General features: G+C 30.9%; 26 protein-coding genes. 12 read left to right on the top strand and 14 right to left on the bottom strand.

What is annotated here, in order from left to right:
* Window positions 1–6: 6 nt before the first annotated feature.
* Window positions 7–1,083, bottom strand: coding sequence for a peptide chain release factor 1 (prfA, locus tag WHD07_RS14780; RefSeq protein ID WP_105050315.1), 1,077 nt, complete (start codon window positions 1,081–1,083; stop codon window positions 7–9).
* A gap of 69 nt (window positions 1,084–1,152) precedes the next feature.
* On the opposite strand from prfA, the gene WHD07_RS14775 reads away from it, so the two are divergent.
* Window positions 1,153–1,599: a hypothetical protein gene (locus WHD07_RS14775; protein WP_343329028.1), complete on the top strand. Its 447-nt coding sequence runs from the start codon at window positions 1,153–1,155 to the stop codon at window positions 1,597–1,599.
* A gap of 94 nt (window positions 1,600–1,693) precedes the next feature.
* Here the strand turns inward: WHD07_RS14775 and WHD07_RS14770 are convergent, their stop codons facing one another.
* Complete coding sequence (locus tag WHD07_RS14770) at window positions 1,694–3,610, bottom strand: ABC-F family ATP-binding cassette domain-containing protein (protein ID WP_343329027.1); 1,917 nt, start codon at window positions 3,608–3,610, stop codon at window positions 1,694–1,696.
* Window positions 3,611–3,685: 75 nt separating this feature from the next.
* On the opposite strand from WHD07_RS14770, the gene WHD07_RS14765 reads away from it, so the two are divergent.
* A complete protein-coding gene (locus WHD07_RS14765) occupies window positions 3,686–4,075 on the top strand; it encodes a DUF983 domain-containing protein (RefSeq protein WP_105050312.1) in 390 nt (129 codons plus the stop codon).
* 174 nt (window positions 4,076–4,249) lie between these two features.
* Here the strand turns inward: WHD07_RS14765 and WHD07_RS14760 are convergent, their stop codons facing one another.
* From WHD07_RS14760 to topA, 7 genes are all read right to left on the bottom strand, one after another.
* Entirely contained in the window at window positions 4,250–5,314 is a 1,065-nt protein-coding gene (locus WHD07_RS14760) for an FAD-binding oxidoreductase (protein WP_343329026.1), read from the bottom strand.
* Between the two features lie 181 nt (window positions 5,315–5,495).
* Complete coding sequence (gene gldN / locus WHD07_RS14755; RefSeq protein WP_343329025.1) at window positions 5,496–6,350, bottom strand: gliding motility protein GldN; 855 nt, start codon at window positions 6,348–6,350, stop codon at window positions 5,496–5,498.
* 17 nt (window positions 6,351–6,367) lie between these two features.
* Window positions 6,368–7,894: a gliding motility protein GldM gene (gene gldM / locus WHD07_RS14750; protein ID WP_343329024.1), complete on the bottom strand. Its 1,527-nt coding sequence runs from the start codon at window positions 7,892–7,894 to the stop codon at window positions 6,368–6,370.
* A gap of 45 nt (window positions 7,895–7,939) precedes the next feature.
* The gene (gene gldL, locus WHD07_RS14745; RefSeq protein WP_105050308.1) at window positions 7,940–8,575 is read right to left on the bottom strand and encodes a gliding motility protein GldL; all 636 of its coding nucleotides are present in this window, start codon (window positions 8,573–8,575) and stop codon (window positions 7,940–7,942) included.
* A 34-nt stretch (window positions 8,576–8,609) separates the two neighbouring features.
* Window positions 8,610–9,986 carry a gliding motility lipoprotein GldK gene (gldK, locus tag WHD07_RS14740; protein ID WP_343329023.1) on the bottom strand — a complete coding sequence of 459 codons (1,377 nt, stop codon included), beginning with the start codon at window positions 9,984–9,986 and terminating at the stop codon, window positions 8,610–8,612.
* 106 nt (window positions 9,987–10,092) lie between these two features.
* A complete protein-coding gene (locus tag WHD07_RS14735) occupies window positions 10,093–11,253 on the bottom strand; it encodes a formimidoylglutamase (RefSeq protein ID WP_105050306.1) in 1,161 nt (386 codons plus the stop codon).
* Between the two features lie 37 nt (window positions 11,254–11,290).
* Entirely contained in the window at window positions 11,291–13,807 is a 2,517-nt protein-coding gene (topA, locus tag WHD07_RS14730; protein WP_343329022.1) for a type I DNA topoisomerase, read from the bottom strand.
* Between the two features lie 201 nt (window positions 13,808–14,008).
* Between topA and miaB the strand changes: the two genes are divergently transcribed.
* The 8 genes from miaB (at window position 14,009) to groL (ending at window position 21,214) form a co-directional block, all read left to right on the top strand.
* Window positions 14,009–15,463: a tRNA (N6-isopentenyl adenosine(37)-C2)-methylthiotransferase MiaB gene (miaB, locus tag WHD07_RS14725; RefSeq protein ID WP_105050304.1), complete on the top strand. Its 1,455-nt coding sequence runs from the start codon at window positions 14,009–14,011 to the stop codon at window positions 15,461–15,463.
* A gap of 193 nt (window positions 15,464–15,656) precedes the next feature.
* The gene (locus tag WHD07_RS14720) at window positions 15,657–16,880 is read left to right on the top strand and encodes a sigma 54-interacting transcriptional regulator (protein ID WP_105050303.1); all 1,224 of its coding nucleotides are present in this window, start codon (window positions 15,657–15,659) and stop codon (window positions 16,878–16,880) included.
* 120 nt (window positions 16,881–17,000) lie between these two features.
* The gene (locus WHD07_RS14715) at window positions 17,001–17,507 is read left to right on the top strand and encodes an LptE family protein (RefSeq protein WP_343329021.1); all 507 of its coding nucleotides are present in this window, start codon (window positions 17,001–17,003) and stop codon (window positions 17,505–17,507) included.
* 48 nt (window positions 17,508–17,555) lie between these two features.
* The gene (locus WHD07_RS14710; protein WP_343329020.1) at window positions 17,556–18,353 is read left to right on the top strand and encodes a hypothetical protein; all 798 of its coding nucleotides are present in this window, start codon (window positions 17,556–17,558) and stop codon (window positions 18,351–18,353) included.
* Entirely contained in the window at window positions 18,350–18,682 is a 333-nt protein-coding gene (gene secG, locus WHD07_RS14705) for a preprotein translocase subunit SecG (protein ID WP_105050300.1), read from the top strand. Before WHD07_RS14710 ends, secG begins: the two co-directional genes overlap by 4 nt.
* Before the next feature lie 175 nt (window positions 18,683–18,857).
* The gene (locus tag WHD07_RS14700) at window positions 18,858–19,133 is read left to right on the top strand and encodes a co-chaperone GroES (RefSeq protein WP_105050299.1); all 276 of its coding nucleotides are present in this window, start codon (window positions 18,858–18,860) and stop codon (window positions 19,131–19,133) included.
* A 148-nt stretch (window positions 19,134–19,281) separates the two neighbouring features.
* Window positions 19,282–19,518: a four helix bundle protein gene (locus tag WHD07_RS14695; protein WP_422897662.1), complete on the top strand. Its 237-nt coding sequence runs from the start codon at window positions 19,282–19,284 to the stop codon at window positions 19,516–19,518.
* Between the two features lie 61 nt (window positions 19,519–19,579).
* Entirely contained in the window at window positions 19,580–21,214 is a 1,635-nt protein-coding gene (gene groL / locus WHD07_RS14690) for a chaperonin GroEL (RefSeq protein WP_105050297.1), read from the top strand.
* A 103-nt stretch (window positions 21,215–21,317) separates the two neighbouring features.
* Here the strand turns inward: groL and WHD07_RS14685 are convergent, their stop codons facing one another.
* The 5 genes from WHD07_RS14685 to xrtF all read right to left on the bottom strand — a co-directional run bounded on the left by WHD07_RS14685 (window position 21,318) and on the right by xrtF (window position 25,542).
* Window positions 21,318–21,725: a heavy-metal-associated domain-containing protein gene (locus WHD07_RS14685; protein ID WP_343329019.1), complete on the bottom strand. Its 408-nt coding sequence runs from the start codon at window positions 21,723–21,725 to the stop codon at window positions 21,318–21,320.
* A 103-nt stretch (window positions 21,726–21,828) separates the two neighbouring features.
* The gene (locus WHD07_RS14680; RefSeq protein WP_343329018.1) at window positions 21,829–24,072 is read right to left on the bottom strand and encodes a TonB-dependent receptor; all 2,244 of its coding nucleotides are present in this window, start codon (window positions 24,070–24,072) and stop codon (window positions 21,829–21,831) included.
* A 74-nt stretch (window positions 24,073–24,146) separates the two neighbouring features.
* The gene (locus WHD07_RS14675) at window positions 24,147–24,545 is read right to left on the bottom strand and encodes an HYC_CC_PP family protein (protein ID WP_343329017.1); all 399 of its coding nucleotides are present in this window, start codon (window positions 24,543–24,545) and stop codon (window positions 24,147–24,149) included.
* A gap of 32 nt (window positions 24,546–24,577) precedes the next feature.
* The gene (locus WHD07_RS14670; protein ID WP_105050293.1) at window positions 24,578–25,009 is read right to left on the bottom strand and encodes an exosortase F system-associated membrane protein; all 432 of its coding nucleotides are present in this window, start codon (window positions 25,007–25,009) and stop codon (window positions 24,578–24,580) included.
* Window positions 25,006–25,542: an exosortase family protein XrtF gene (xrtF, locus tag WHD07_RS14665; protein WP_343329016.1), complete on the bottom strand. Its 537-nt coding sequence runs from the start codon at window positions 25,540–25,542 to the stop codon at window positions 25,006–25,008. Before xrtF ends, WHD07_RS14670 begins: the two co-directional genes overlap by 4 nt.
* Window positions 25,543–25,592: 50 nt before the next feature.
* Here xrtF and WHD07_RS14660 point away from each other — a divergent pair, with 50 nt between their 5' ends.
* Entirely contained in the window at window positions 25,593–26,045 is a 453-nt protein-coding gene (locus WHD07_RS14660; RefSeq protein WP_105050291.1) for a GAF domain-containing protein, read from the top strand.
* A gap of 76 nt (window positions 26,046–26,121) precedes the next feature.
* Window positions 26,122–26,250, top strand: coding sequence for a hypothetical protein (locus WHD07_RS14655; RefSeq protein WP_262510188.1), 129 nt, complete (start codon window positions 26,122–26,124; stop codon window positions 26,248–26,250).
* Window positions 26,251–26,362: the final 112 nt, after the last annotated feature.

Raw genomic sequence — 26,362 nt, 5'->3', positions numbered from 1 at the left:
AGAAAACTATATTCCGTCTCCTAATCCTTTTAATTTTTGTGTATTCTCTGCAAGCATTAATTCATCTATAATTTTTTGAATATCACCATTCATAATATTAGGTAAGTCATATAATGATAAACCAATTCTATGATCTGTAACTCTACCTTGTGCATAATTATAAGTTCTAATCTTAGCACTTCTATCTCCAGAAGAAACCATAGAACCACGCTTTAAAGCATCTTCAGCATTTTTCTTTGCCAATTCCATATCATACAAACGAGAACGCAACACTTTAAATGCTTTCTCTTTATTTTTATGCTGCGATTTCTGATCTTGACATTGCGCCACCAAACCTGTAGGAATATGCGTTAAACGTACTGCAGAATAGGTTGTATTTACAGACTGACCTCCAGGACCTGAAGAACAGAAAAAATCGATACGTACTTCTTTTGGATTAATCTCAACATCAAATTCTTCTGCTTCTGGAAAAACCATACAAGTTGCAGCAGATGTATGTACACGACCTTGAGTTTCTGTTTGCGGAACCCTTTGTACACGATGCACACCGGCTTCAAACTTTAAAATTCCGTAAACATCATTTCCAGAAACTTCAAACTGAATTTCTTTAAAGCCACCATTTGTTCCTTCAGAATAATCTACCGTAGAAACTTTCCAACCTTTACTTTCGCAATATTTAGAATACATTCTAAACAAATCTCCTGCAAAAATACTGGCTTCATCCCCACCTGCTCCTGCACGTAATTCTACAACAGCATTTTTAGAATCTTCTGGATCTTTCGGTATTAATAATACTTTAATTTCATCTTCTAATTGAGGAATTCTAATATTGGCCTCTTCAATTTCCATCTTCGCCATCTCATTCATTTCGGCATCAGAACCATCTGCAAGAATTTCTTTTGCTTCTTCTATATTGTTTGTTAAATTTAGGTATTCATCCCCTTTTTTAACAACATCACCTAAATCTTTATATTCTTTCATCAATTGCGCATAACGCTTTTGATCCATGATGATTTCTGGCTGAATAATTAAATCAGAAACTTCATCATAACGCTGCTTTACAATTCTTAATTTATCTAACATCTTCTGTCTTTTCTTGGATTGCGAATTTACAATTTTTATGGCTATATTTGAACAAAGCAAACTATTTTTATGAAATTACTACTATTTTCGTGTTGTTTTTTATGCTTGATTTCTTGTCAACAAGAAAAAAAGAAAATACAAAGACCAACTTTCTTAATTGGAAATTGGGTACGTATTAACGATAAAGAAGGTAGTATTACTTATGAAACATGGCATACAAACCTTAAAGGTTTAGGCTATACCTTAAAAGAAAAAGACACTACTTTTAAGGAAATATTGAGTATTGTTACAATAAAAGACACTCTTTTTTTAAAAGTAGAAGGCCTAAATGAAAACCCAATATTATTTAAATTTACACAACAATCTGCTACTTCTTTTGTTTGTGAAAATTCGAAGAATGAATTTCCCAAAAAAATAAAATACTTTTTAGAAAATGATCAATTAAAAGCAATTGTTTCTGCTGATGATTTTAAAATTGATTTTGTTTTTGAAAGATACAATACCAAATTCTTATAAAGAATTGGGTATTTTCTATTAAATGTAAAACATAAAAAAACTCCTTATTTAAGATTTAAATAAGGAGTTTTTTTATGTTTTAATATAACTAAGATTAAAAACTAGAAACATCTGCTTCTACTTTTTCCCAATCCTCCATTTTAGCATCTAATTTTGCTTTTTTAGCTTTGTATTTTTCAAAGAAATTAGGTCTTGCCGAAACTTCATCATAATTTTCAGCTAATTCCAAATCTATTTTTGCAATTTCTTTCTCTAAATCAGCAATTTCAGTTTCTATATTAGACAATTTGTTCTTTAGCTTCTTTAATTGCTTTTCTTGATCTCTAGATAATTGATGAGATTCTTTTTTAGACGAATCCTTTTCAACTTTTACAACCGTTCTTTTTTCTGCCTCTCTAAGATTTTCTATTTTATGTTGCTCCAAGAAATAATCAATATCTCCTAAATACTCTTTAATCACTTTGTCTTTAAAACCATAAACAGTTTCTGTTAATCCTTGTAAGAAATCTCTATCATGAGATACTACAATTAAGGTTCCGTTAAACTGTTTTAAAGCTTCTTTTAATACGGTTTTAGAGGCAATATCCAAGTGATTGGTTGGCTCATCCATTATTAAAACATTAAAAGGTTGTAATAATAATTTACACAATGCCAATCTATTTCTTTCCCCTCCAGAAAGTACTTTTGCCTTTTTATCTACAGCATCTCCACCAAATAAGAAAGAACCTAACATATCTCTAACGCGCATTCTGTTGGTATCTGTGGCAGCATCTTCCATTATCTCTAATACCGTTTTTTCTGGCGGTAATTCCTCAGATTGATTCTGAGCAAAATATCCTACTTCTACATTATGACCAAGTTTTAAATGTCCTTCAAAAGGAATTTCTCCTACCATCATTTTAGCCAATGTAGATTTTCCTTGTCCGTTTTGACCAACAAAAGCAATTTTACTATTTCGCTCAATCAATAAGTCTACATCTTCTAAAACATGCTTATCTCCATAACTTTTACAAAGATTTTCTGCTTCTACAATAATTTTACCCGGTTCTTTAGAAATGGCAAAACGTACATTCATAGCAGCATTATCGTCTTGGTCCACCTCTATTAACTCAACTTTATCAAGTTGTTTCATTAAAGATTGTGCCATAGAAGCCTTACTTGCTTTTGCCTTAAACTTATTAATTAAGTGTTGCTTTTGCTTTATTTCTTTTTCTTGGTTTTTCTGAGCTTGTAACTGCTTTTCCTTAATCTCTCCTCTTAATAATAAGAACTCAGAATATGGTTTTTTATAATCATAAATCTGACCTAAAGAAATTTCAATAGTTCTATTAGTTACATTGTCTAAAAACATTTTATCATGCGATACCAATACAATAGCACCAGAATATCCTTTTAAGAAATTCTCTAACCAAATAATAGACTCAATATCTAAGTGGTTGGTAGGCTCATCTAATAACAAAATATCATTATTCTGTAACAATAGTTTTGCCAACTCAATACGCATTCTCCAACCTCCAGAAAAGGTATCTGTTTTTTTATCAAAATCTTCTCTCTGAAAACCTAAACCTTGTAAAATCTTTTCGGTATCACCTTGGTAATTATACCCACCAAGTAATTCGTAACGCTCTGTATTGTCTGTTAAATCATGAATCAGTTCTGTATACCCTTCACTTTCATAATCTGTTCTAGTAGCCAGTTGCTCATTAATTTCATCAAGTTTAACTTCAATTTCTTTAATTTCAACAAAAGCTTGGTACGCTTCTTCTAAAATAGTTCTTCCTTCAACAAAATCTATATCTTGTCTTAAAAACCCCATTCTAATATCTTTATCAAAAGCCATGGTACCACCACTACTTTCTATATCTTTAGAAAGCACTTTTAAAAGTGTAGATTTTCCTGCTCCATTTTTTCCAATAAGACCAATTCTATCTCCTTTGTTTAACTTGAAAGTAATTCCCGAAAATAAATCAGTTCCCATAAAAGAAACTGTTAAGTTGTGTACGTTTAGCATCTAATGTAATAATTGTTACTTAAAAAAAAGTTTAAAACTCTATATTTGCAAAAGTATACAAATTTATAGTCTATTATGTTTAAAAAAGGAACCAAGTTATATAGTATTTTTAATGCTAAGTGTCCTAGATGTCATGAGGGTGCATTCTTTGAGTATAAATTTACACTAAACCCCAATAAAGTTACCAAGTTACATGAGCATTGCCCAAATTGTGATTTAAAATATATGATGGAACCATCGTTCTTTTATGGAGCAATGTACGTAAACTACGGGTTAACAGTTGGTATTTCTATTGTTGCCTTCTTAATTTCTGTACTGATATTTGGAGCAACACTATTACAATCTTTTGCCGTAATTGTAATTTCATTGTTGGTATTAGCACCAATTAATTTGCGCTTATCTAGAATAATATGGATAAATATGTTTGCGCATTACGACAAAAAATTCTCTAAAAAAGAAAAATAATGTCTTTTTGGGCGTTTAAACAGGCTTTCGCTACTCGCTTTTTTTAGTGATAGTTCTCGATACAAATTTGCTAAAAAACAAATTCACTCGAACCAACACTAAAAAAGAGCTCAAACAAACCGCTCTATCCTTAACGCATATTGTAAACCTAAAAGATAATTATAGTAATTAGCCTTATTTAGAATTCTTAACGTTTAAATGTTTAAAACGAACAATATCTATTTCTTCATCTAAACTTTCATCATTATATAAGTGATTGTAAAGATTTTTAGCAACTGTTGGTGCAATCATAACACCACGAGTTCCTAAACCGTTTAAAACGATTAAATTGGCATAATCTGGATGAATCCCCACCAAAGGTCTTCTACCAGAAACTGTAGGTCTTATTCCTGCAGATTGAGATACAATTGTATAAGGAACAGTAATAACTTTCTTTAACTTTTCTACCAATTCTTCTTTTCCTTCTTCTGACGGGTCAGAGGTTTTGTCTGTCCAATTAAAAGTAGCACCTATTTTGTAATTATTATCACCTAAAGGCATTACAAAAAGTGTTGATTTTAATAAAAAATCGATATTTAATTCTGGTGCATGTATGGTTAATAACTCACCTTTTGCCTCATTAATCGGTAAATAATTAAAATATGGATTTTGTTTAATTCCGAATCCTTCGCAAAACACAATTTTAGAAGCTTCAATATCTTTATAGTTTATAGATTCTTTACCAATAATTAGTTCGTCATGTTTAAACTGTTCAAAACGAATATGGTTTTCGGATGCTAAATAAGCTCTGTAAGCAGTTATTAACTTTTCTGTATCTATTCTTCCTGTTTCATTTACATTCCCAAAACTAAAGTCGGCAATAACCCCATGATAAGAGTTTTTATCTAATTTCGGGTCTAAATATGCCACTAACTTCGGTTTATCTAAAGCTCCAAACCAGTTATTTTGATCTTCTATAGATTTAAAAGATTTCTTGATTACAAATTTTTGATCAACAGTAATGTTTAGTTTTTTTTCTAAACCTTTATAAAAAGGGAGTGCAACTTCTAATTGTTCTTTAGCGTTCCAAACAGGTGTAAACCTTTTTAAAATTACCGGATTATAAACGCCACCAGCAACTAATGAAGAAGTTTGAGAATCATCTTCAAAGACTAAAAATGTTTTTTTAGCGGCAATTAATTCTTCTACAAAAGCCAAACCTGCTAATCCTAAACCAACTATTATGTAATCTATTTTCATGGGATAAAAATACGTGAATTTGAATTAATTATTACTGGTCTTTCTAAAATGTTTAGCCCTGATTGAAACGGCATCCTTTTTACTTTTTCAGTAAAAAGATATAGTGTAAAGCAGGAAATAGCTACAAAAAAAAACGTCCCAAATAGTTGGAACGTTTTATATATTAAAAAATATTGAAATTTTAGTAATTCCACATATCAATTTCTCTATTTCTAATGTCTTCTTTAATCTTATTAGCTTCTAATAATTGGAATAAAGAATTACCACGAACGTAATCTGAAATGGCTCTGTTACCATAAATATTTTCTTCTTTTACAATGGTACTGCTAAATCTTCTAGCATTTAACATGTGATCGAAAGAAATTGGTTGAGAAGCATTTTTTGGATTGAATACTTTAGCTTCGTGTAAAACGTCTCTTGCAGATGGATAAAAAATCCAAAATAACTCATACAATTGCTCATCTTCTATATCCTGAACGCCTAAAGTTTGTACATCTTTCCCCATAGGAGCTAATGCCAATAATCTGTATTTTAATTCACCTTGACGTTTATCAAAATACCACATTCCTTTAATCATATAGCCTTCTACATCTTGAGATTGTAATCTAATAGTATCGCTATAACCGTTTTCTTCTCTAATGCTAGACATTCTAAATTGTATTTCGTTTTCAGAAATTTTTGAAGTAAAGAAAGAATCTGAATAAGCATCTTTTATTTTACCTTGTTTAATACCTTTAATAAGAGTATCAAATAAAGATCTTCTATTCGGAGAAATATTAGATTTATCTATAGGAAAATAATATGGTAAATTTATTTTTTGATTTAAATCAATAAATTCCCAAACAACTTTAGACCATAATACATCTCTATCGTCTACATATCCATAGGCCAAAGGCGCATCATTATCCGCAGCAATTTGTTGCTCGTTTTTCTTTCCTATTTGATCTACTTCTTTAGCATTCAATAAGCCTATTTGTGCGTTTATTGAACCACTTATCATCAAACCGAAAAATAATAGTAAACAATTTTTAAACATATTTTATTTTTTAACTTCTAGTTTGTTAACTCTATATTAACTGGTAATACTTTTTTAAGATTATACCCATTAGCCGTAGCTTTAATACCATAAATATTAATGATATCTCCTCTCTTTGCTTTAGACAATTTTTGTTTTGCCGCTGCATTTAAACTAGATCCATTTACAATAATTGTTAATTGACCTGGTACTTTTATTTTAAAACTCTGTATTTTAATACTTAAATCGAATTCAAAATCTGGTAATCCAGCTGCAATTGGTGAATTTGCCAAACCAGACTTAGGCATTCTAACGGTTCCGTATTGTCCTCTTACAGACCCCATAGCTGCTGGTATATCTTTAATTCTAAAAGTAGCCTTAGAATTTACAGGTTTACCATTACTTAAGGTAGCACTTACGTTAATTGTAGCTACATTTCCTCCTGCAGGTCTAATACTATATTTACCTCTACCTCCTTTTAAAGTACCTCCACTAGCAGAAACTCTTAAGTTATTATCACTTACACCTGGTAATGAAACTGAAATAGGGTTATCTAAACCTCTATACACAACATTCATCTTATCTGCAGAAACAACAGCATCACCTGGTTGTGGAATTACAGAATAAGAACTTTCGAAAGGAACTTCTACTACTTCTCCATTTTGTGTAAAAGCAATTTTTCCTTTAATATCATGATTTCCAATATTACCAGAAGGCATATCAATAATTACTTGACCCGATTGAATGTTTTTATAATCTTTACCATTTAAAGTTACATTATCCGGAATCATAGTAGCATCATAACGACCTAATACGATCTTACCTGTAACTTTTTCTCCTGCAAAATATGCGTTTTTATCTAAAGCAACGATTCCTTTATAATTGTTTAAAGACAATGCTTCTTCCATTTTACCTCCTAATAAATCTGATACAATATCACTTTCTGTGTTTTTGATATCAGCTTGCATTTGAGTTAAGTTTGTTAAAGAAGCAACTAAAGGAAACCCTTTATATCTATAATCTAACCATTTAATAGTTTTTCCATCTCTATTTTTCACATCATCTGTAGAGAATCTCTTTGCTAATATTGGTGCAAACTTACTATCTTTACCTAAAGCATTTGTTACGTCTGTTCTATATCCGTTTACTTTATCTAAAAATTCTTGCCCTTCCGCAGTAAATTTATCACCTTTAAAGAAATGTTCATCTAAAAAGGCTGTTTTATCCATAGATTCGTAATCCTTTTTATCTTCTATATCTGCAGTCATTTTAGATTTTAATTCTTCTAAATATGCATAAAAATTTGCAGAATACTCTTTAATCTTTACCGCCTCTTTATTTAATTCTGCAAATTTTGCAGCTTGTTCTGAAGCTTTAGTTGCTAAATTAGCATACGCTTCATTGTTCTTAGCTGTAGTTGAAATATTATTTTCACTCAACTTTTCGTTCATAAAACCAAAAGATGATAAAACTTCTTTACTCATATTCATTGCCAACATTGCAATAAACACAAGATACATTAAGTTTATCATTTTCTGTCTTGCGGACATTTTTCCTCCTGCCATTCTAATTAGTTTTTTTAAGTTAAAATTATATTAGTAAACTAATTATTATTTAGACATTGCAGAAAGCATACCTCCATAAACACCGTTTAAAGAAGATAAGTTTTTTGCTAAAGATTCCATTTGCTCTTTTAGTTTTTCTGTATTTTCTACAATTGATCCATTTAATTCAGATTGTTTTGCAGTATTTTCTACCTGTACTTTATATAAGTTATTTAAAGTTTCCATTTGAACGGCTGCCATAGAAACTTGCTCGTTATATTTATTTGTTGATGAAATAGATTCTGATGCAGCTGATAAACCTTCTGCAGCTCCTTGAAAATTTTTCATGCTATTACCTAAACTAGCCATTAAAGAAGCATCTATTTTTGCGTCTTTTAATAAATCATCTAATTTTTGAGATAACATTCCTTGTGTACCTACTTCTTCTTTTTCTGCTTTTAAACTGTCTTCTCCTAACTCAGGATATACTTTAGACCAGTCAAAATCATCTTCTGGAGTATCAAAAGCTGAAACAGCAAAAACGGCTGCTTCTACCAATAAACCAATTGTTAACATCATTCCTCCAGTAATAGGACCCAAAGTCATATGCTGAATTTTAAATAATGCTCCAACAATTACAACTGCCGCTCCCATTCCGTAAACGAAATTCATTGTTTTTTTGTAAGATTTTGATTGTGCCATAATGTAATTTTTCTTTTTTTGTTATTTTTTTTTATTATTTATTTGTTGTTCCAATATAGTTTTGTACGGTTCTAAAACCAATATAACTTCTAGCAGTATCTGCATACTCATAATCTCTAGAACTTACTTCTAAAAAGTAAGCTACATCTTTCCAAGAACCTCCACGAATTATTTTTCGCTTATTTTTTCTATCTTCTACATTAGGGTTCATTGTTGAAGCCATATAATAAGAAGATAAATTATAAGCAGTGCTTGTCCATTCAGATACGTTACCAGCCATGTTGTATAATCCGTAATCATTTGCATTAAAAGATTTCGCTTCCATAGTATATAGTGCTCCATCTACCGCGTAATCACCTCTTACAGGTTTAAAGTTTGCTAAGAAACAACCTCTATCACTAGTTGTACCTCCGGTTCCCCAAGGATAAGTAGCAAATTCTAATCCACCACGTGCAGCGTATTCCCACTCTGCTTCTGTAGGCAATCTAAAATCAGGAACCGCCGTAGCATTTTTCTTACTTTTTAGGTAATCATTCTTTTTCTTAGTTCTCCAATTACAAAAAGCATTTGCTTGTCTCCAATTTACCCCAACTACAGGATAGTCTCCATAAGATTGATGATAAAAATAATCTTGATGCATTGGATCGTTATAAGAATAATTAAAATCTTTAACCCATACCGTAGTATCTGGATAAATATTTAATGTTTCTGTCTTTACAAAGTCTCTTCTATTACCACCTTTTCTAGCAGCATTATCTCTATCAAACCAAGTATATTTATATTTTAAAAACTTTACATTAAAAGAACGAACACCATCAACAGCTTCTTCTCTAGGGACAAACAAAGAATCCATTACTTCTACATAATCCACATCTGGAAACTCATCTTTTTTCCAAATAATTTCTGGTTCCCAATTTAAAGGTCTTATGGAATCTGAATCAAACTCTAAACTAGTATAGTTATCAAACATATATCTTTCATAAGCATTTGCACCTGTTGTATCTTTTACTACGGCAAAAGCGTAATCGTTGATACCTCCAGAAGGACCTTCAGATCCAGGTTCTGGAGACCCCATCATTGCAGAAAATTCTTGTTGGTAACCTAACCTAGTTCTTACTACAGAATCTCTAACCCAAAACACAAACTCTTTGTATTCATTGTTTGTAATTTCTGTTTCGTCCATGTAATAAGGTCTAACAGTAACTGTTTTAGTTGGCGAATTCATCGTTCCAATGATATCTTGATCCTGTTTACCCATTGTAAAGGCACCTCCAGGAATCAAAGCCATACCAAATGGTTTTTCTGAAAACCATTTTTTCTTAGATTTAACTCCTACCAACTCTCCTCTATCATTAGAGCCACAACTGTAAAAAACTACTATTAAAAGTGCAAATATTGCTGCTTTCTTCATATTTTAAAATGTCTTTACTATAAAGTCCGTAAACCTATTATTTTTTTTGTTAAAAAACAATAAGCAAATTGCTTTTTAACGTTCTATTATTCTAATCTCTTTTTTATTACACTAATTTCCGCATCGCTTTATACCATTTTTCAGGAATAATTTGCTTGGTTGCATCTATATAATCATTGTATGTACATGGTATTAACGCATGTCTTTTGTATTTATTATCTGATAAAATTTTTATCTCTATCCACCATCTTCCAGATTTATTACTTTTATAAAAAGTTAAAGGATCATCATCTTCTAATAAAACGGTAAATTTCTGATAATTCTCTTTCCCTGAAAAAGGATAATCTTTTACTCTAAAATTAACCCCTTCAACAAAATACCAGATCATTTGCGCGATTAAATGTGCTGTTTGATGATTGTTATCTAGCTTAGAATTGTACTCATAAATTCCGAATGAAGATACTTTATCACTTAAACCAGCATACCTAGAAATAGCGCAAATTTCTTCTCCATAAAACCCATTTGGAGAAGCGTTATTGTTTGCAGGTGCCTCACTTTGTCTTACAGAACCCAAATCTATAGAAACAATATCTGCATTTCTAAAAACAGGCTCAATATTTTCTAATTGTTTTGCATTTCCTAATCTGCAAGCATCAAAAAATAAGTTATCTAATAATTGAATTTCTTCTTGAGAGTTAAAATAAGTTTGATAACCTACATTACTGTAATTAAACAAGTTGTTGGGTTCTTGCATAATTATTTTACTCAAATAAGACTGCGAAGTTAACTCATCATCTAAATTACCTAAATCGAAACGACTATCTACAGCGGCAATATTTACAGTTTGCTCTAAAGAATCGTAGGCTCTATAATTTACGTAGGTAAGATCTTGACCGCCACCTATAATAACCGGAATAATATTTTTTTTAAGTAAGTCTGTTATAATTTTTGAAACCGCAAAATAAGTATCAGATACGGAGTTTCCTTTTAAAACATTTCCTAAATCGGCTATTTGAGTATTCCAATTCCCTGGAAATAATTCATATAATTTTCTTCGGATAAAGTGTAAATCTTCTCCACATCCAAAATTATTTTCAGAATTTCGATCCTCTTGCACTCCTAAAATTGCAATCTGAACGCTCTCCAAATCCGGAAAACCTTCTTCTTCTGTGTGAATTCTAATTTTTTTCCCCAGGCATGCAGGAGATTGCAACGCTAAATGCGCTACAACCGAATCTTTTACGGGGGTTAAAAAGTCTTGGTTCATCAATTTTTTTTAATACGAAAGGCAAGGTAATAAATCCTTACTTCTTTTTTGTTGTTTTTCTTACCGTAGTTTTCTTTTTTGCTGCAGGCTTCTTTTTAGCTACCTTTTTCTTTGGGGTTTTGGCTTCAATCATTTTTACAGCCTCTTCCTTAGAAAGTTTTTCTATTTCTGTAGTTTTGGGTAATTCTATTTTAATCTTTCCTTTAATTACATTAAAACGCCCCCAACGTGCTTTTTCTACACGAATGGCAACATCTTCCCAATTATGAATTACTTTATCTATTTCTTTTTGTTTTTTAACTTCAATTAATTCAATAATATCGTCATCAGTAAGGTTATCAAAATCGTATTTTTTACTTACGTTGATAAAAATAGAATTCCATTTTAAGAAAGGTCCAAATCGCCCAACTCCCTTTTGTACAGGTAAATCTTCATAGAAATAAATTGGCGCATCTGCTTTTTGCTTTGCAACAATTAGTTCTATTGCTCTTGCCAAATCAACTTCCATTGGGTTTTCCCCCTTATCCAAAGAAACAAACATAGTTCCGAAACGAATATAAGGCCCAAAACGTCCGTTAGAAACAATAACTTCTTCATCTTCATACGCACCTAACGTTTTAGGAAGCAGAAACAATTCTAATGCTTCTTCCATGGTGATGGTTCCTAAGTTTTGATCTTTATTTAGGCTTGCAAATACTTTTTCTTCATCTTCTGGTGCTCCTATTTGTGCAATCGGTCCAAATTTACCTAAACGAACTAAAACCGTTTTCCCCGTTTCTGGATGTTTTCCTAAAATACGTTCTCCACTCTCTCTCTCTGCATTTTCTTTAACATCCTCTACATTATCATGAAATTTAGTATAGAAACCTTTAATCATCTCTATCCAATCTTCATTTCCTTCAGAAATATCGTCAAATGAACTTTCTACTCTTGCTGTAAATCCAAAATCTAAAATATTAGAAAAGTTAGCAACTAAAAAGTCGTTTACAATGTTTCCAATATCCGTAGGGATTAATTTATTTTTATTTGAACCTGTTTTTTCTGTTAAGGCTAAACTTTTTACAGTTCCTTCAGATAAAACCATTTGTTCATAATTTCTTTCTACTCCTTCATCATCTCCCTTTTCTACATAACCTCTTCTTTGTACTGTAGAAATTGTTGGCGCATATGTAGAGGGTCTACCAATACCTAATTCTTCTAATTGTTTTACCAAAGATGCTTCTGTAAATCGGTAAGGCGGACTCGTAAAGCGTTGTGTTGCATTTATAAAAGAGTACGTTAATTCTTCACCTACTTTTAAGTTAGGTAGCATTCCTGCTTGCTCCTCCTCTTCATTGTCATTTCCTTCTAAGTATACTTTTAAAAACCCATCAAATTTTATCATCTCTCCATTAGCTGTAAAGATTTTTGCGTTTTCTGAATTTGATATCTTAAAATTAGTTCGCTCTAATTGAGCATCACTCATTTGAGAAGCTAGTGTTCTTTTCCATATTAAATCATACAATCTTGTTTGATCGTACTCAGTAGCTATAGAGTGCATTTTCATGTTGGTAGGTCTAATTGCCTCATGCGCTTCTTGTGCACCTTTGGCTTTCGTCTTAAAAACACGTTGCTTACTATATTCTTTTCCGTAATAATTGGTAATTTCTTCCTCAGCTGCATTTCTTGCATCAACAGATAAATTTAAACTATCTGTTCTCATATAAGTTATTAAACCGGCTTCATATAAACGCTGTGCAACTTGCATTGTCTTTGCCACAGGAAAACCTAATTTTCTAGAAGCTTCTTGCTGTAAAGTAGACGTTGTAAATGGAGCTGCTGGAGATTTTTTTGCTGGTTTTTTTGTTAACTCTGCAATAGAAAAATCTGCATTGGCACACGATTTTAGGAAATTTTCGGCTCCTTTTTTAGACTCGAAATTCTTTGGTATGGTTGCTTTAAAAGTTTTTCCTTCTACATTAGAAAACTCTGCAACAACCTTATAATGTGTTTCAGCATTAAATTCTTGAATACTTCTTTCTTTTTCTACAATTAAACGAACTGCTACAGATTGTACTCTACCGGCAGATAAACCTCCTTTAACCTTACGCCATAAAACTGGCGATAACTCATACCCAACAAGCCTGTCTAAAACTCTACGTGCTTGCTGTGCATTTACCATATTATAGTCTATATCTCTTGGATTTTCGACCGCTTTTAAAATGGCATTTTTTGTTATTTCATGAAAAACAATACGTTTTGTATTTTCTTCTTTTAAGTTTAATTGTTCTTTTAAGTGCCACGCAATTGCTTCTCCCTCTCGATCCTCATCACTCGCTAACCAAACAGTATCTGCTTTCTTTACTAACGCCTTTAACTTTTTTACTACTGGTTTTTTATCATCAGAAATAATATATTTTGGACTAAAATCTCCTTCTACATCAATACCCAATTCTTTGGATGGTAAGTCTGCAATATGACCATAACTCGATTCTACTTGAAAATCTTTTCCAAGGAATTTTTCGATGGTTTTTGCTTTTGCTGGTGACTCTACAATTACTAAATTCTTTGCCATTTATCTTTCTTTTGTCGCTAAAACGCTTTAAAAACGTACTTTTTTCAGTTGCAAAAGTAGTTAGTTTTTTGTAAAAAAAAATTATTTCATCAATTTTCAATAAATTATTATTAAAACAAGACCCATAATTTTTCTGCCAATTTGTCACAACAAATCAAATTTGGTTGTATCTTTGCACACCTTCAAATGATAAATTGATAGATGGAACACGTAGAAAAAATCATAGACGACAAAATACAAGGAAAAGCACTTGTAACAGAAAATAAAAAACATAACACTAAAAAATTATTCATAGAAAGCTATGGCTGTCAAATGAATATGAATGATAGTGAAATTGTTGCGGCCATTTTAGACAAAGAAGGCTACAATACAACTCAAATTCTTGAAGAAGCAGATTTAGTATTGGTAAATACTTGCTCTATTAGAGAAAAAGCAGAAACAACGGTACGTAAAAGATTACAGAAATACAACGCTGTAAAACAAGTAAACAAAAACATGAAAGTTGGTGTTTTAGGTTGTATGGCCGAACGTTTAAAAGAAAAATTTTTAGAAGAAGAAAAAATAGTAGACTTAGTTGTTGGTCCTGATGCTTACAAAGATTTACCAAATTTATTAGCAGAAGTTAATGAGGGTAGAGATGCGGTTAACGTTATTTTATCTAAAGAAGAAACTTACGGAGATATTTCTCCTGTAAGGTTAAATTCTAACGGAGTTACAGCATTTGTTTCTATAACAAGAGGTTGTGACAATATGTGTACTTTTTGTGTAGTTCCGTTTACTCGTGGTAGAGAAAGAAGTCGAGACCCTAAGAGTATTTTAGAAGAAATTCAGACTATGGTCGATAGAAATTTTAAAGAAATTACACTTTTAGGTCAAAATGTAGATAGTTTCTTATGGTTTGGAGGCGGTTTAAAAAAAGATTTTAATAAAGCTACAGAAATAGCACAAGCAACTGCCGTAAATTTTGCACAGTTGTTAGATATGTGTGCAACACAATTTCCAAAAACACGTTTTCGTTTTGCTACTTCTAATCCTCAGGATATTAGTTTAGACGTAATACACACCATGGCAAAACACAAAAACATCTGTAAATATCTTCACTTACCAGTTCAGAGCGGAAGTAACAATATGTTAAAAGCCATGAACAGACAACACACACGTGAAGAATATATAGAACTAGTTGATAATATTTTTAGAATCGTTCCAGAAATGTCTTTATCACAAGATATGATTGTTGGTTTTTGTGGAGAAACAGAACAAGATCATCAAGATACTTTAGAGCTAATGAAATATGTAAAATACGACTTTGGTTTTATGTTTGCATATTCTGAAAGACCGGGAACTTTAGCCGCTAAAAAAATGAAAGATGACGTTCCTTTCGAAACAAAAAAACGAAGATTACAAGAAATAATAGACCTACAACAAGAACACGCATTATATAGAACCCAACAACATTTAGGTAAAGTAGAAGAATTTTTAATTGAAGGTACTTCTAAGAAAAACCCAAATGAATGGAAAGGTAGAAATACACAAAACACAGTTGCCGTTTTTGAAAAAGGTAATTACAAATTAGGAGACTTTGTAATGGTAAAAGTAGAAGATTGTACGTCTGCAACCCTAAAAGGAACCGTTATTGGGTATTCTGACAATAATTAGAAGCTATTTCCTGCTTGGAGTTCATCTTGAGCGTAGCCGAAAGGTTATATCTTTTTATGAAAAATAAAAAGGATGTCACTTCAATCAGGGCTAAGCATATTTATAAAAAACACAGCATTAAAAAATTGAATTGCATTTTTGGTATCAATTAACAAAAAAAGCAACATTATAATCCTGTTTCAAAAAAGAGAAAATGGAAAACTTACAAGCATTAAAACAACGTTTTGGAATTATCGGTAACGATATTCACTTAAACCGAGCTTTAGAAAAAGCACTTAGAGTTGCGCCTACAGATATTTCTGTTTTAGTTACCGGAGAAAGTGGTGTTGGTAAAGAAAGTATTCCTAGAATAGTACATCAATTATCACACAGAAAACACGCAAAATACATTGCTGTAAACTGTGGTGCAATTCCAGAAGGAACTATTGATAGTGAATTATTCGGTCACGAAAAAGGTTCTTTTACAGGTGCAACACAAGACAGAAAAGGGTATTTTGAAGTTGCAGATGGTGGTACTATTTTTTTAGATGAAGTTGGCGAATTACCTTTAACAACACAAGTACGTTTATTACGTGTTTTAGAAAACGGAGAATTTATAAAAGTTGGTTCTTCTAAAGTAATTAAAACAAACGTTAGAATAGTTGCTGCCACCAACGTAAACATGTTGTCTGCCATACAAAAAGAAAAATTTAGAGAAGACCTATATTATAGACTAAGTACAGTAGAAATTAATTTACCTGCTTTAAGAGAGCGTAATGAAGATATTCACTTATTATTTAGAAAATTTGCAGCAGATTTTGCTCAAAAATATAGAATGCCATCTATTCGCTTAGATGAAAATGCTGTAAAAGTTTTATTAAACTATCGTTTTCCAGGAAATATCCGTCAGTTAAAAAATTTAGCAGAACAAATTTCTGTTATAGAAGAAAGTAGAACCATTACAGCAGCAAAATTACAACAATACCTCCCAAATAATAATGGCAATTTACCTGCAATTATTGGAAGCAAAAAAGAAAATGATTTTTCTACCGAACGCGATATCATGTATAAAATTTTATTTGATATGCGTAATGACATCAACGACTTAAAAAAGTTAACGTTAGATTTAATGAAGAGTGGTAATGTAGAAGAAGTGCAAGAAGAACATCATCAATTAATAGAAAAGATGTACGAAAACAAAGACATGCACGATCATAACGTAGAAGTTATGAACATTCCTCAAAACACTGCCACAGAAAAAGATTATGATTTTATTGAGACTATTGAAGAGGATGAGTCTTTATCTTTACAAGACAAAGAAATAGAAATGATAAAAAAATCTCTAGAAAAAAACAGCAATAAACGTAAGTTAGCCGCCAAAGAACTAGGGATTTCTGAAAGAACATTATATAGAAAAATTAAACAATACGACTTATAAAACGCACACAATTGTTTAATTTTAAATCGTTTAAGTAAAAAAAACACCCCTCGAGTGCAGTCGGGAGGTTATAATAAGTAACTATTTTAGGTCTCGACTGCGCTCGACCAGACAAAATCGATGAAAAAAATATTTTACATAACGCTATTTACAATTAGCTCGTTACTATTAGTTGCTTGTGGCGCTTATTCTTTTACAGGAGGAAGCACAGGAGACGCAAAAACTTTGCAAATAGATTTTTTTCCTAACCAAGCACCTTTAGTAGAACCTAATTTAAGTCAGCGTTTTACTCAAGAAATGCTCGATTTATTTACCAGACAAACCAACTTAACTACAGTAACTTCTAATGGAGATTTATACTTTAGTGGAGAAATTACAGGATATAGAATTACACCAATGAGTGCAACGTCTGACCAAACAGCAGCGCAAAACAGACTTACCATTACAGTTAACGTTCGTTTTGTAAATAAGCTTGTAGAAAAAGACGACTTTGAAAAACAATTTTCTTTCTACTCAGATTTCGCTGCTGATGCACAACTTACTGGTAGTGTTTTAGAAGCCGCTTTTGATGAAATTTTAGAAAGAATTACACAAGATATCTTTAACGCTTCTGTTGCCAAATGGTAAACAAAGCAAGGTTTAACCTTCAACATTGAAAAAAAAGAAAAATACAATTTGAAAACAGCCACTTTTATAAATCTAATAGAAAACAAGACTAAAATTCAGGAAGTAGAAACTGCTGAATTAAAAGCTGTTGTTGAAAAATATCCGTATTTTCAAACAGCCAGAGCCCTGTATTTAAAAGGATTAAAAAACCAAGATAGCTTTAAATATAATAACGAATTAAAAATTACCGCTTCATACACCACAGACAGAACGGTTTTATTCAACTACATTACTTCTAACGACTTTAACAATCAAAAAGAAGATATTCATCAACAGATTGTTGAAAAAATATCAGAAGAAAAAATAAATAAAATAAGTTCCATAACAACAGAACCTGCTATAAAAAAGCCTATTGAAGCTTCAGAAAAAACAAATGAAATAAAAGTAGAAGAAATAAAATCTGAATTAGAAATCGGAAAACCAATTCCTTTTTCATCAACAGAAAATCACTCCTTTAGAGAATGGCTTCAGATTTCTACCAGAAAACCAATTGTAAGAGAAGTAAAAGAAACCATTAAAAAGGTTGAAAAACCTAACAAGAAAGAAGAATTAATCAATAATTTCATAGAAAACAACCCTAAAATAACCCCTTTAGCTAAAGATAAAATAGTAACAGTACCCGTTGCAAAAAACAGTCAAGATTCTTCTTTAATGACCCAAACTTTGGCAAAAGTTTATTTAGAACAAAAAAAGTATGAAAACGCAATGCAAGCTTATAGAATTTTAAGTTTGAAATATCCAGAAAAAAGTGGTTTCTTTGCAGACCAAATTAAAAGAATACAAATTTTACAAAAAAATAAATCATGAGTTACACAGCATTTTTAATTCTAATTTTGATTGTAGCCATTGCATTAATCTTAATAGTGATGGTTCAAAATCCTAAAGGTGGAGGGTTATCTTCTTCTTTTGGAGGTGGTGGAGCACAATCTTTAGGTGGTGTACAAAACACTAACAATTTTTTAGACAGAACAACTTGGACTTTAGCAATTGCTATGTTTGCATTAATTTTATTAGCAAATTTTGCAATTCCAAGAGATGGAGACAACAATTTTGAGTTAAAGAATACTTTAGATGGTATTGAAACTACAACTCCAGTAGAAAACACAACTCCTGCAACGAACGATAGTTTAAAATAATTATCTGTTAAAACAACTTTAAAATGCCAACGAAAATGACACGTTGGCATTTTTTTATGCTTAAAATTTAGCAATAAAATCAATCAAAGAAAAATTGTCAGTTTTAACGTAATGGCACAATTTCTGACCATTTAACAAACGTAAAACATATTTTAATTAATCAAAATTTATAAAAATGGGATTAAACATTAAACCTTTAGCAGACAGAGTTCTTGTAGAACCTGCTCCAGCAGAAACAAAAACAGCGTCGGGATTAATTATACCAGATAACGCAAAGGAAAAACCACAACAAGGAACTGTTGTTGCCATTGGTAATGGTAAAGTAGACGAACCTTTAACCGTTAAAATTGGTGACACTGTTTTATATAGCAAGTATGGTGGAACTGATTTAAAGTTAGAAGGTAAAGATTATTTAATGATGCGTGAAAGCGACATTTTAGCAATTATTTAATTCGCTTTAAGCCTTATGCAATAAGCTTTAAGCTATGAAAGATTTTAAAAAACATGATATTTGGAAACTAAGTCATCTATTTACATTAAAAATATATGACGCCACAAAGTCTTATCCTAAAGATGAAATATATGGTCTTGTTTCTTAAATAAGAAGAGCCTCATCTTCAATACCAACCAACATTAGTGAAGGTTGTGGTAGAGATAGTGACGCTGAATTCAATCGTTTTTTAACAATAGCTTTAGGTTCTGCATCAGAAGTTGAATATCAATTAATTCTTTCAAAAGATTTAAATTATATTAATGAAACATCATTTATTAATTTAACTGAAGAAATTAATATAATAAAAAGGAAAATTTATTCCTTAAAACAAAAATTAAAATAATAAACTAGCTTTCGGTTTTTGCTAACAGCATATAGCCTAAAGCATAAAGCATATTTAAAAAATGGCAAAACATATAAAATTTGATATTGAAGCAAGAGACGGATTAAAACGTGGAGTTGATGCTTTAGCAAATGCAGTAAAAGTAACTTTAGGTCCAAAAGGAAGAAATGTAATTATTTCTAAATCTTTTGGCGCTCCAACCGTTACTAAAGATGGAGTTTCTGTAGCAAAAGAAATTGAGCTAGAGAATGAGTTAGAAAATATGGGTGCGCAAATGGTAAAAGAAGTAGCTTCTAAAACCAACGATTTAGCTGGTGATGGTACAACTACTGCTACTGTTCTTGCTCAAGCAATTGTAAAAGAAGGTTTAAAAAATGTTGCTGCAGGCGCAAATCCTATGGATTTAAAACGCGGAATAGACAAAGCTGTAGCTGCAATTATTGCTGATTTAGAAAAACAAACTAAAAAAGTTGGTAATTCTTCAGACAAAATAAAACAAGTTGCTGCTATTTCTGCAAATAACGATAACACTATTGGCGAGTTAATTGCTACTGCTTTTTCTAAAGTAGGTAAAGAAGGTGTTATTACTGTTGAAGAAGCAAAAGGAATGGAAACTTATGTTGATGTTGTAGAAGGTATGCAATTTGACAGAGGTTATCTATCTCCTTACTTTGTTACAGATGCAGATAAAATGATTGCTGATTTAGAAAATCCTTATATCTTATTATTTGATAAAAAGATTTCTAACTTACAAGAAATTCTTCCAATTCTAGAACCAGTTTCTCAATCTGGAAGACCATTATTAATTATTGCTGAAGATGTAGACGGACAAGCATTGGCTACTTTAGTGGTAAATAAATTACGTGGTGGTTTAAAAATTGCTGCTGTAAAAGCTCCTGGTTTTGGAGACAGAAGAAAAGCAATGTTAGAAGACATCGCAATCTTAACAGGTGGAACTGTAATTTCTGAAGAAAGAGGTTTCTCTTTAGAAAACGCAACTTTAGACTTATTAGGTACAGCAGAAACAATTACTGTTGATAAAGACAATACGACTATTGTAAATGGTTCTGGTAATGCAGAAGCTATTAAAACAAGAGTAAACCAAATTAAAGCACAAATAGAAACTACAACTTCTGATTACGACAAAGAAAAACTACAAGAACGCTTAGCTAAATTAGCTGGTGGTGTTGCTGTTTTATATGTTGGTGCTGCTTCTGAAGTAGAGATGAAAGAGAAAAAAGACAGAGTTGATGACGCTTTACATGCTACAAGAGCAGCCGTTGAAGAAGGTATTGTTGCTGGTGGTGGTGTTGCTTTAGTACGTGCTAAAAAAGTTTTAGAAAAAATTACCACAGATAACTTAGACGAAACTACAGGTGTACAAATTGTAAATAGAGCAATTGAAGCTCCTTTAAGAACAATTGTAGAAAATGCAGGTGGTGAAGGTTCTGTAGTAATTAATAAAGTTTTAGAAGGTAAAAAAGACTTTGGTTACGATGCTAAAAACGATGTTTATGTTGATATGCTTGAAGCAGGAATTATAGACCCTAAAAAAGTAACTCGTGTTGCATTAGAAAACGCTGCATCTGTTGCAGGTATGATTCTTACAACCGAATGTGCTTTAGTAGAAATTAAAGAAGATACTCCTGCTGCAGGTATGCCTCCAATGGGTGGTGGAATGCCAGGAATGATGTAGTAACAAAGAACTACAGATTAGTTTTTTACTATTTTTAAAAAAATGAGAATAAAAAAATCCGATAGAACTATTTCTATCGGATTTTTTATTTAAATAAATTTAATTACTGTTTCTTTTGTTTTTTCAAATCTCCATTATGATCTAAGATAATTTCTTCATCCCTGTATTTACAACAAGGATGTACAGAATTATACGCTTCTGTGGTTGCCACAACTTTTTGATTATCAGCATCAAAAACATCATGACCAACTGCTAAAATATTTTGTTGCACAGTTGCTACATCTGTTTTACGCTCATCTAAAATTAAATTTAACTGATGTGTTTCTACACTCCAAATTGCAAATTTTACGCCTTTAGTTTTTAAAGCAGCAGTTTCTATTCTTTTTTTACACATACCACAAATACCATCTACCTCAAAGGTGATTTTTGCACTTTTTTTCTTTTTTACTTCTTGTGATTGAACAGAAAACCCGATCAAAAACAAACTGAATACTAAAATTATTTTTTTCATTTTTTTTGATTTTATTTGTCATTTATAAGAACTACAACTCAACATTCTGTGTATTTTATTACGTGAATGAAGTTGCTTTGTTCCTCTTAATTATATTTAATTATTACTTAATTTTAAATCGTAAACCAGCATACATTGCCCTTCCAAAAATTGGCGAGTACACAATGGTACTATCAAAATAATCTCCAAAAGGATCATCACTTGCTAAAATAGGATTTTCTTGTTGAACGTTGGTCAAATTCTCTACACCTGCATACATTTCAAATTTGTTTGAAAACACTTTGGTTATTTGAGCATTTAACAACTGATACGGATTTGAATGTGACGGCAATTGATATTGTGCAGGATTTGAAACTGTATTTGGCAAGCGTTGTTTTCCTATATTATTAAAGGTAACGTCAAATTTCCATTGAGCACCAGTTTCTTTAGCCGGAGTTTCATAAGAAAGATTGGCAAAAAATCTGTTTTTAGGTTGTATTGGTTTTTGCAAATTACCAGAAGTATACTCCGTAGAAATATCGAAATATTTATACGCGGTTCTAAAATTAAAATACGGTGCAATGTTGTAATTTACTTCTACTTGAAAACTATTGGCAATACTTTTACCTTTTAAATTATAAAATGATATTTCTTGCGGATTTTCCCAATCTACCACTACTTGATTTGTAAAATCTGTTTGATAAAAATCAAAAGTAATATCTCCTTTTTTATCAAAAAAAATAAATTTCTGCATGTAAGAAACACCATAATTCCAGGCAACTTCCGGATTTAACCCATAGACATTACCACCAACATCATCAACCTTTATTTGTCTAGAACTTGCAAAAAACTGTTGATTTTCCGCAAAAATATTTGCGCTTCTTTTCCCTCGTCCAGCTGAAGCCCTAAAAACACTATTTTCCCAAGGCACATATCTTGCATGAATTCTTGGCGTTACAAAAGTTCCTAATAAATTATGAGTATCTATACGCAAACCTGCCGTTAAACTAAAATCGTTTAGATTATCAAAGGCATATTCAAAAAAGGCACCTGCAGATGTTTCTTTTCTATCATAACTAGTAATACTTACCAATTCTTCATAATTATCATGCGTAAAACTAATACCTGTTTTAAACTTGTTTCTGGTATCTCCTATGATTGAGTTAAAAATAATATTAGAAAAAATACTTTCATGTTCTATTTCATAAGTTCTAAGTCCAAAATAAGAATCTTGTTGATGATTGCTATAGGCAAACTGAAGACTTATACTTTGAAAAGGCAACTCCGGAAAAACATAGCCTAATTTTGCAGAAGTTTCAAAACGCTTTGTATCTATTTCACTTCCCCAAGCATTTACTGTCCCTTTATCTAATGTAGGGTTAAAATTAAGCTCGCCAGTTTGTTTTTCATCATTTAAAAAACGAACATTTATAAAACTAACCCAACCTTTTTCTGCATCAATATATTGCCATCTATTCATAACATTAATCTGATTAGCCAAAGGACTGTCTAGAAAATTATCGTTGTTTTTATCAAATTTTTCTCCCCTATAGTTTCCATGAATATAAACACCTGTAGCCCATTTATCTGATACTTTTTGATTAAAATGTGTGTTTAGTTCTAACCTACCATTTAAAGAAGAATAGGCATTTAAAAAGAATTTATTATCAGAAAAAGGCTTTACCAATTCTGCATTTATTTGTCCGGATATACTCTCATAACCATTTACTACAGAACCCGCTCCTTTTGTAATTTGAATACTTTCTCCCCATGTACCAGGTGTAAATGTCATTCCAAAAACCTGACTCGCACCTCTTACCGAAGGAATATTTTCTTGTGTAATTGACAAATACGGACTTGTTAAACCTAACATTTGTATTTGCTTTGTACCCGTTAAAGCATCAGAAAAACTAACATCTATAGACGGGTTGGTTTCAAAACTTTCTGCCAAATTACAGCAAGCAGCTTTTAATAATTCGCCTGAATTAACAGTAAACATATTAGTCGTTGACAAGAACGATTTATAAGTTGCCTTCTTTTTAGCTTTAACAACTACCTCTTTTAACTCACTTTGTTCCGTTAAAAAATGATGAATAGCTTTTAGGCTTGTTATTGAAATTGTATCGGTTTTATAGCCTAAATAATTTACAACTAATTTCTTATATTCTTCTTTGTAAGGAATAGAAAACCATCCTTTTTTATTTGTAATAGCACTAACATTTGTATGCAACCAATGCACACTTGCTCCTTCTACCCCTAAATTATCTTTTGGGTTATTTTTATCCATAATCATCCCTTTAAAAGTTGTTTGAGAGAAAATTATGAATGGAAAAAGTAGAAAGAAACTACTTAATATCTTTTTTATCATTATTTAAATTTTATTAATCACACTTCTAAGTTTCCTTTAAAAAAAGAAATCTATCTGAAATAATAATTTAAAAATCAAATTAAAAAAGATTGATACAAAACCTGATAATCGCTGTGAATATTTGGCGGACAAAGGTCTTTATAGTGAGTTTTCTGAGATTCTTTTTCTACAAATAGATTGCTATAAGCTACGCCTAAAGCAACTAAAAACTGTTGTTTAGAAAAATCAAAATCATCTATTTGAGATTGTCTTAACTGATCTTGACCTTTAATATGATGAACTTCATCTTTGCAACAATTTTTCTTTACATTAATTGCTTCCATTTCAGCTCCACAACTATCTGCTTTCCCTACAAAAGAAACATCCATTAAAGAATCTCCACAATAATGTTTTTCTACCGTAAAAGAAAAGGTAGAAAACAACACTAAAAGTGCTAATAAAAAAGACGCTATTTTAGAAAAAAACTGTTTCATTGCTTTTGCAAATTTACAACAACATAATTTAATTATCTATTACTTAATTTTTGATAATAAAATGCAGGTAATAATATTAACAAAAATATTGGATGAATGATAAATCTACGAATATAAAAAGGGAGTAAATAACCGCTTTGAAAATTATCACGAATTAAAAATACAAAAACCACAATAAGAATCATAAAGGCAATCATCAAGAAAAAACTAGAAAATTTAAGATAATCTTTTCTTTCAAAAAGCACCCAAATTAAACTTAATGATATTATCGAATTTAACAAATATCTATAAAACATATTTACAGTTAAACGCCAGATATCTACATTATAAACACTTTTATATAAATAATCATTTTTAAAATACACTACTAAAGGATCATAAAATAATTCTGAACTAACTGATCTTACCACAAATAGTAATAGAAAAAGAATTAAAACGAGTGCTATTTTAATGTATTTATTCATTTTTTGAAATTAGAAAATTTATTAACCCACACTACCCAAAGTAAAAAAATAGCACCATAAATAATTGCAGGAAAAACTAAATCATGTAAAACCCCAACTTTATGTGGATATTTATAAATCATAACCGTAAGAAATGCAATTCTTAACACATTAACAATATAAATAAAAACGCTACCAAAAACAGCAAACAGAAGAGTAGCTTTAAAAGATCCGGTGAAAGCTATAATAAATGAAATAAATAGAATAATTAAACTAATAGAATTACACCCCTCAATAACCCTTGCTGTATACCGCCCTTCTATAATTAATTTAACAGATACTTCTTTATCATGCTGAATAGCCGCTACCTGATAACCAAAAAGAGAAAGCACCTTAACAGTTTGATCTGCTACCACTTTTGTTATTGATGAAGTTTTAAAAACATCACCTTTTTGCTGAGACTTTTGTAAGTAACTATTATAAAAAGTTACTAATAAAAAATAAGTAACAAAAAACTTAATCAGAAAAATGATGATACTTTTATTTTTTTTCACAATAATTTTTAATTTAATTTAGCCATTTATATCTAGAACGAATATACAAAATGAATATAGAAATTTTACAAGAACAAATAGACAAAATTATTTTATCTAATAAAACAAAAGATGAAAAGCTACAAGCTATCTGTGATTATTTAGAAAAAGAAATCTCTTACTATGATTGGGTTGGTTTCTATTTTAAAAACGGAGATAAAAACGAATTAAAACTAGCGCAGTACACCGGAGAAGAAACTGAACACACCATTATTCCTTTTGGCAAAGGTATTTGTGGTCAGGTTGCTGTAAGTAATGAAAACTTTGTAGTACAAGACGTTTCTGCACAAGACAATTATATTTCTTGCGGATGGAAAGTGAAATCTGAAATTGTAATACCTATTTTTGTGAACGGAGAAAATATTGGTCAAATAGACATAGATTCTCATACTGCAAATACATTTTCCGCAAAAGACGAAGCTTTTTTAGAGTACATTTGCAAAGAATTACCAAAGATTCTTTGATTTTATTGATTTTTATTTAAATTATTCTTAGATTTGATGAATATAATATAATTTTTAATTATCAAGTCTTAAAACAATGAGAAAACACGAATCTTCTGCCACATTTCTTTCAAAAAACTCAGAATCTAATCCTGATATTAAAAACGACTCTATTTTAGATCATTTTATTGTTTGGTTTCGAGATTTTTTAGACAATGCTGAGTAGCATTTTTCTGTTTTCTCATCATAAAAATATCATTAATCGTTTGTTGTTAATTACTTGCTTGTTTTGTTACTATCTTTTATTGTCTTAGAAGATTGGTTTTCCTAAATTTGCA

Origin of the sequence: Polaribacter staleyi (assembly GCF_038024045.1) — a bacterium.
Lineage (GTDB): Bacteria > Bacteroidota > Bacteroidia > Flavobacteriales > Flavobacteriaceae > Polaribacter > Polaribacter butkevichii.
Note: the sequence above shows the minus strand (reverse complement) of the source record. Positions and strands in the feature narration are given on the sequence as shown.